The sequence below is a fragment of the Caballeronia sp. genome (assembly GCF_049581465.1).
Lineage (GTDB): Bacteria > Pseudomonadota > Gammaproteobacteria > Burkholderiales > Burkholderiaceae > Caballeronia.
The window spans coordinates 1-5939 of record NZ_JBAUSA010000337.1 but is presented as its reverse complement, the minus strand read 5'-3'; the positions used below and the strand labels follow the sequence as shown (position 1 = coordinate 5939).

Sequence of the window (5939 nt, the reverse complement as noted above, 5' to 3'; positions counted from 1 at the left end):
GTCGAGTGCAAACAGCCGCGCGCGCGGCGATTCGCTCGCCCCCGCGTTCGGATCGATGGCGATCACCTCCAGATAAGCGCCGCCCCACAGGTTCAGGAGCCGGTTGTGCGTGCGCATCAGCGGGTGCGCACCGCCTTCGCCCGTCTCGCAACCGAGCTTCCCGGCGATAAAACGTGCGCCTTCTTCCAGCGTACGAGCGGCGATAACGAGATGGTCGATGTGCAGCGAATTAGCGGTCATGGTGCGGGAATTGCTCAAAAGCGAAGCTCGAAAACGTCTGGCGTCCGGGGTAAGCCGGAAAAGCTCACCAGCATACCCGTTTCGATCGCCGGCGCGCATCCGTTAGCCATCCGGCCGAGCTTTGGACGCCACGCTTTGCGCGGCTGAAAATCGCCTGACGAGCCTCGTTATCAACTTAATGTATCGCCGGCGACCATGACAGTAACGGTACAATTAATCCGATAGTTTTCGGTACACTTGAACCACCGCCCATCCGCCGGAGCCCGCCATGTCGGTCCCGCTCGACCTGATTCCAGCGCCTCACGGCGCACCCCAACTGACCCTTGTCGACCAACTGGTCCAGTGGGGGCGGCGTCGTATCGACGAGCGCGTGTTCCGCCCTGGCATGCGCATGCCCTCCATACGCAAGCTCGCGCTGGATAAAGGCGTCTCGCGTTTCACGGTAGTGGAAGCGTACGAGCGGCTGGTCGCACATGGTTATCTCGACTCGCGGCGCGGCTCCGGCTTTTTCGTGCGCGACCGCGCGGCCTCGAACGACGCCATCGCCCGCCCGTCCACCGCCAGCGAGCATACACAGGCGACGAACACCATCGACGTCGTCTGGCTGCTGCGCAACATGTTGCACACGTCGAGCGCCGCCAAAGGGCCGGGTATCGGATATTTGCCGGCGAGCTGGCTGGATGGCGAATTGCTCACAGGCGCGCTGCGTTCGATCAGCCGGCAAAGCGGCGCGCAGCTGCTTGGCTATGGCACGCCGCAAGGGTTCTTGCCGCTGCGCCAGCAGCTCCAGACGCGGCTGGAGGAGCATGAGATCGGCGCATCGGCGGCGCAGATTGTGACGGTGTCCGGCGTGACCCAGGGTCTCGACCTGATCGCGCGCCTTTACATTAAACCGGGCGATACGGTGATCGTCGGCGATCCGGCCTGGTTCCAGATGTTCGGCCTGTTCGTCTCGCAGGGTGCGCGGCTCGTCGGCATGCCTTATACGCCGGACGGCCCCGATCTCGACGCGCTCGAGAACATGGTCCGGACGTGGCGTCCGAAAATGCTGGTGATCAACTCCGTGCTGCAAAATCCGACTGGCACCTCGCTGACCGCCGCGCAGGCTTTTCGCATTCTTCAACTCGCGCAAACCTACGATTTCATGGTGATCGAGGACGATATCTACGGCGACCTCTGCCCGACCAATTTCGCGGCCACGCGGCTTGCGAGCCTCGACCAGCTGAAGCGCGTGATCTTCCTGAGCAGCTTTTCGAAGACGCTCGCGCCGAACCTGCGCGTGGGGTATATCGCGGCGTCGCCGGAGGTGGCGAACGCCATCGCCGACCAAAAAATGCTGGTCGGCATGACGAGTGCCGAACTCAGTGAGCGCGTGGTCTACAAGGTGCTCACCGACGGCCGATACCGCCGCCACGCCGAGCGGCTGCGCGTGAAACTGGACGTCGTGCGGGAAAAGGCGGCGCGAATGCTCGAAAAAGTCGGCTATCGGCTTTATTCGATGCCATCGGCGGGCATGTTCTTGTGGGCCGACACCGGCCTCGACGCCGAGGGGCTCGCGGCCGCCGGACATGAAGCCGGTTTTTTGCTCACGCCGGGCAGCCTGTTTTCGCCGCAGCAATCGCCGAGCACGATGATGCGCTTCAACATCGCGAATTGCGGCGATCCCGGGCTTCCCGCCATGCTGACCGACTACGCCGATCGTGCCGGCTAGACACGGATCGGCGCGGCTCAACGCAAACAAGCGCGAATGGCCGCAGCGCTACGCCGCTGCTCTTGAAATTGCGCCGGGCGGCCTCATGTTTCGCAGAATTCGCATGGTGGCCGACGCGGTATCCAGGCTTCCCGATCTAACCCGTCATAACTAGACACACCACAGAGGAACCGACCATGGCACAAGAAACCATGAGCTTTCAGGCAGAAGTGAAGCAGCTTCTGCATCTGATGATCCATTCGCTCTACAGCAATAAAGAGATTTTCGTTCGCGAGCTGATTTCGAACGCATCGGACGCGGCGGACAAGCTGCGTTTCGAAGCCATTGAAAACGGTGCGTTGTATGAGAGCGATCCGGACCTGCGCATCCGCGTGTCGTACGACAAAGCCGCGCGCACCGTGACTATCGACGATAACGGCATCGGCATGAGCCGCGACGAAGCGATCTCGCACCTCGGCACGATCGCGCGCTCGGGCACGAAGGAATTCTTCGGCAAACTCTCCGGCGACCAGCAGAAGGACGCGGCGCTGATCGGCCAGTTCGGCGTGGGCTTCTATTCGGGCTTTATCGTCGCGGACAAGATCACCGTCGAGACGCGCCGTGCGGGCTTGCCTGCAAGCGATGGCGTACGCTGGGAAAGCGCGGGCGAGGGCGACTTCGCGGTGGAGCAGATCGAACGTGCGCAACGTGGCTCGACCATCACGCTGCATCTGCGGCCCGATGAAGACGAGTTTCTCTCCACGCACAAGCTGAAGTCGATCATCCAGAAATACTCGGATCACGTCGCGTTGCCCATCCTGATGAAGAAGGAAGAATGGGACGCCGAGAAGTCCGAGATGGTGACGAGGGACGAAGAGGAAACGGTGAACCAGGCGAGCGCGTTGTGGACGCGCTCGAAGAACGACATCACCGACGAGCAGTACAAGCAGTTCTACCAGCACCTTTCGCACGATCACGACGACCCGCTCGCCTGGACGCACAATCGCGTGGAAGGCCGTAGCGAATACACGCAATTGCTTTATGTGCCCAAGCACGCGCCGTTCGACATGTTCAATCGCGACCATCGCGGCGGGCTGAAGCTGTATGTGAAGCGCGTGTTCATCATGGACGACGCCGAGCAACTGGTTCCGTCGTACTTGCGCTTCGTGAAGGGCGTGGTCGACTCGTCCGATTTGCCGCTTAACGTATCGCGTGAAATCCTGCAGGAAAGCCGCGACGTGAAGGCTATTCGCGAAGGCGTGACCAAGCGCGTGTTGTCGATGCTCGAAGAAGTCGCAACGTCGTCCGCCGAAGCCACCGATGAAGCCGAGAAGGCGAAGTACGCCACTTTCTGGACCGAGTTTGGGCAAGTGTTCAAGGAAGGCATCGGCGAGGATTACGGTAATCGCGAACGTATCGCGAAGCTGGTTCGCTTTGCTTCGACCCAAAACGATACGTCAGAGCAGACGGTGGCGCTGGCCGACTATGTGTCGCGCATGAAGCCCGAGCAGACGAAGATTTACTACGTCACCGCCGACAGTTGGCAGGCCGCGAAGAACAGCCCGCATCTGGAAGTGTTCCGCAAGAAGGGCGTGGAAGTGCTGCTGCTGACGGATCGCGTGGACGAATGGATGTTGTCGTTCCTGAACGAATTCGACGGCAAGCCGCTGCAAAGCGTGGCGCGTGGCGACCTTGATCTCGGTGCGCTGAATGACGAGGAAAAGCAGGCGCAGGAGAAAGTCGGCGAGGAACTCAAGCCGCTCGTGGAAAGCATGAAGGCGGCGCTGGAAGGCAAGGTCAAGGACGTACGCCTGACGTTCCGCCTGACCGATTCCCCCACCTGCCTGGTCGCCGATGACGGTGAGATGAGCGGTTACTTGCAGCGCATGTTGAAGCAGGCTGGACAAGCCGCGCCGCAAATGCAGCCTATTCTGGAAGTGAATCCGGAGCATCCGCTGGTCAAGCAACTTCACGCCGATGACGTGCATTTCAGCGACTGGTGCCACCTGCTTTTCGATCAGGCGATGCTGGCTGAAGGCGGATCGCTGGAAGATCCTGCGAGTTTTGTGAAGCGGACGAACACGCTGTTGCTGGCGCGTTGAATTTAGTTTGCTGCTTGCATTAGAAAGGCGCTGCCGGGCAACCCGCAGCGCTTTTTCTTTGTGCATGTTGCTATTGCACGTTACTTGGCCTTGCGTTCCTTATTGGCCTGCGACACAAGCGACCCCGCGAGCGTCTTGTCTTCCTTTGAAGACTTGTCATCGTGCAGGACCTGACCGGCCTTGTGCTCCATTTCGGCACCCGTCTGACGCTGTGTGTGACTCTGCGACAACGCGGACGCGGCCATGCTCTTTTCAATCGCCGACGCCTTCGGGTCATGCAAAGTGTGCGACGCCAGCGTAGCGACCGTTTTCGATGTTTGTTTCGTATTGACCGACATGTGTTTCCTCTATGCATGGATGTCCCGAGGCAAAGTCACCCCGAGCGCCGGTCATATCCCGACCGGTTCACCAGTCTTCCCGGTACACGCGCGCACTTCTATACGATTTGTCCTATATGCATGACTCAAGTTTTATAATCTCGCGCATGCCGAAAGACCTATTTGCTACTCAATGGCGCACCCGTCCGCTTCCCACCTTCACCGCCGCGCAGAAAGACTGGCTTACGCGCGGCGGCTCGCTTACCGCACACTTGCGTGCACTCGGCGATGTGACCGTCAGCGTGACGCGTGAAACCGTTGGCCAACCGTGGCGCGATGAAGCCTCCGAATTGAAGATGGATCGGCGCGCGCCCGTGTGGATTCGTGAAGTCGTGCTAACGGTGGATGGCGTGCCGTTCGTCGCGGCGCATAGCATCGTTGCGCTCGATGCCAGTTCCGGTGTCTGGCAAGCGATGCGTCGCCTGAGAACGCGCCCGCTTGCCGAACTGCTCTACAGCGATCCGGGTGTGTGGCGCTCGGAGTTGACGAGCCGCAGGATCAGTGCGCGGCACCCGCTGCATCGGCTGGCTTCCTTGCAAACGCCCCATGAAAAACCCCATGCGTTCGTTGCGCGTCGTTCAGTGTTCGTGCGGCAAGGCGCGCCGTTGATGGTCACAGAATGCTTCTTGCCGGCACTGTGGTCGACCATGCGCTTCGAGAACCAGTAACCGTATGCTCACTGGCTTTCCCCCGGTCGCCGATGCGAACACCCACACGTTGATTCTCGGCAGCTTCCCCGGCGTGGCATCGCTCGATGTGGCGCAGTACTACGCGCATCCGCGCAACCAGTTCTGGCGTTTGATCGGCGCCGTGATCGATGAGCCGCTCATTGAACTTCCCTACGAGCAGCGACTAATTACCCTGCTTCAAAAGGGCATCGGCTTATGGGACGTGCTCGCCGCATGCGAGCGCGCAGGCAGTCTCGACACCGCGATCCGCAACGCCACACCGAACGATTTCGCGTCCTTCCGTCTGCACGCGCCGGGTCTGAAGCGCCTCTGTTTCAACGGCAAGACCTCGGGCCGCTTCGAACCTGTGATCCGCGCGGCCGGCTTCGAAACCCTTGTGCTGCCGTCGTCGAGCCCGGCGAATGCTATCCTCTCGTTCGATCAAAAATTGCGCATCTGGCGCGACATCACTCAATGACCCAATTAATCAGGCGCGCATCGGCGGAAGCTCGTGCGTTCGACGGCAAGCGGCAAGCCAAGAAGTCGACCAAGAGTTCGAAGCACGTACGCGACGACGACCTCGACGACGCCCCGCAAATCGCCGCTCCACGCAAACCGCGTTTTTCACCTGTGACGTTCTCGGAAGAGGGCGGCGTGCGGTTCCTGCATTTCGGCACCGAATGGGTCCAGGGCGCAATGCGCCTGAAAAAGCCGAATCACCTCGAACTCGAATACTCGCAGCAAATGATGGCGTGGCTGCTTTTCATGGAAACGCCGAAGCGCATCGTGCAACTCGGGTTGGGGTCGGCTGCGCTGACCAAGTTCTGCCACGCGTTCCTGACGCGAGCGAAGGTTGATGCGG

The 5939-nt window shown here is 60.6% G+C and carries 6 protein-coding genes and 1 pseudogene; 5 read left to right on the top strand and 2 right to left on the bottom strand.

All coding sequences use genetic code 11. The features are described from left to right. Positions 1 to 240, bottom strand: a 240-nt coding sequence (locus tag WCA53_RS08480; RefSeq protein WP_423907937.1) for a VOC family protein, incomplete at its 3' end; no start/stop codon positions are given. Between the two features lie 268 nt (positions 241 to 508). Here WCA53_RS08480 and WCA53_RS08475 point away from each other — a divergent pair. Next, positions 509 to 1951, top strand: coding sequence for a PLP-dependent aminotransferase family protein (locus tag WCA53_RS08475; protein WP_423907935.1), 1443 nt, complete (start codon positions 509 to 511; stop codon positions 1949 to 1951). Positions 1952 to 2127: 176 nt separating this feature from the next. Beyond that, the gene (gene htpG / locus WCA53_RS08470) at positions 2128 to 4032 is read left to right on the top strand and encodes a molecular chaperone HtpG (RefSeq protein WP_423907933.1); all 1905 of its coding nucleotides are present in this window, start codon (positions 2128 to 2130) and stop codon (positions 4030 to 4032) included. An 80-nt stretch (positions 4033 to 4112) separates the two neighbouring features. On the opposite strand, the gene WCA53_RS08465 is transcribed toward htpG, so the two are convergent. Then, complete coding sequence (locus WCA53_RS08465) at positions 4113 to 4370, bottom strand: hypothetical protein (RefSeq protein WP_423907930.1); 258 nt, start codon at positions 4368 to 4370, stop codon at positions 4113 to 4115. Between the two features lie 146 nt (positions 4371 to 4516). Between WCA53_RS08465 and WCA53_RS08460 the strand changes: the two genes are divergently transcribed. From WCA53_RS08460 to WCA53_RS08450, 3 genes and pseudogenes are all read left to right on the top strand, one after another. Next, the gene (locus WCA53_RS08460; protein WP_423907927.1) at positions 4517 to 5077 is read left to right on the top strand and encodes a chorismate--pyruvate lyase family protein; all 561 of its coding nucleotides are present in this window, start codon (positions 4517 to 4519) and stop codon (positions 5075 to 5077) included. A 4-nt stretch (positions 5078 to 5081) separates the two neighbouring features. Then, entirely contained in the window at positions 5082 to 5555 is a 474-nt protein-coding gene (locus tag WCA53_RS08455; protein ID WP_423907925.1) for a DNA-deoxyinosine glycosylase, read from the top strand. Further along, positions 5552 to 5939: pseudogene (locus WCA53_RS08450) on the top strand (spermidine synthase); the annotation flags it as partial. The gene WCA53_RS08455 and the pseudogene WCA53_RS08450, both read left to right, overlap by 4 nt.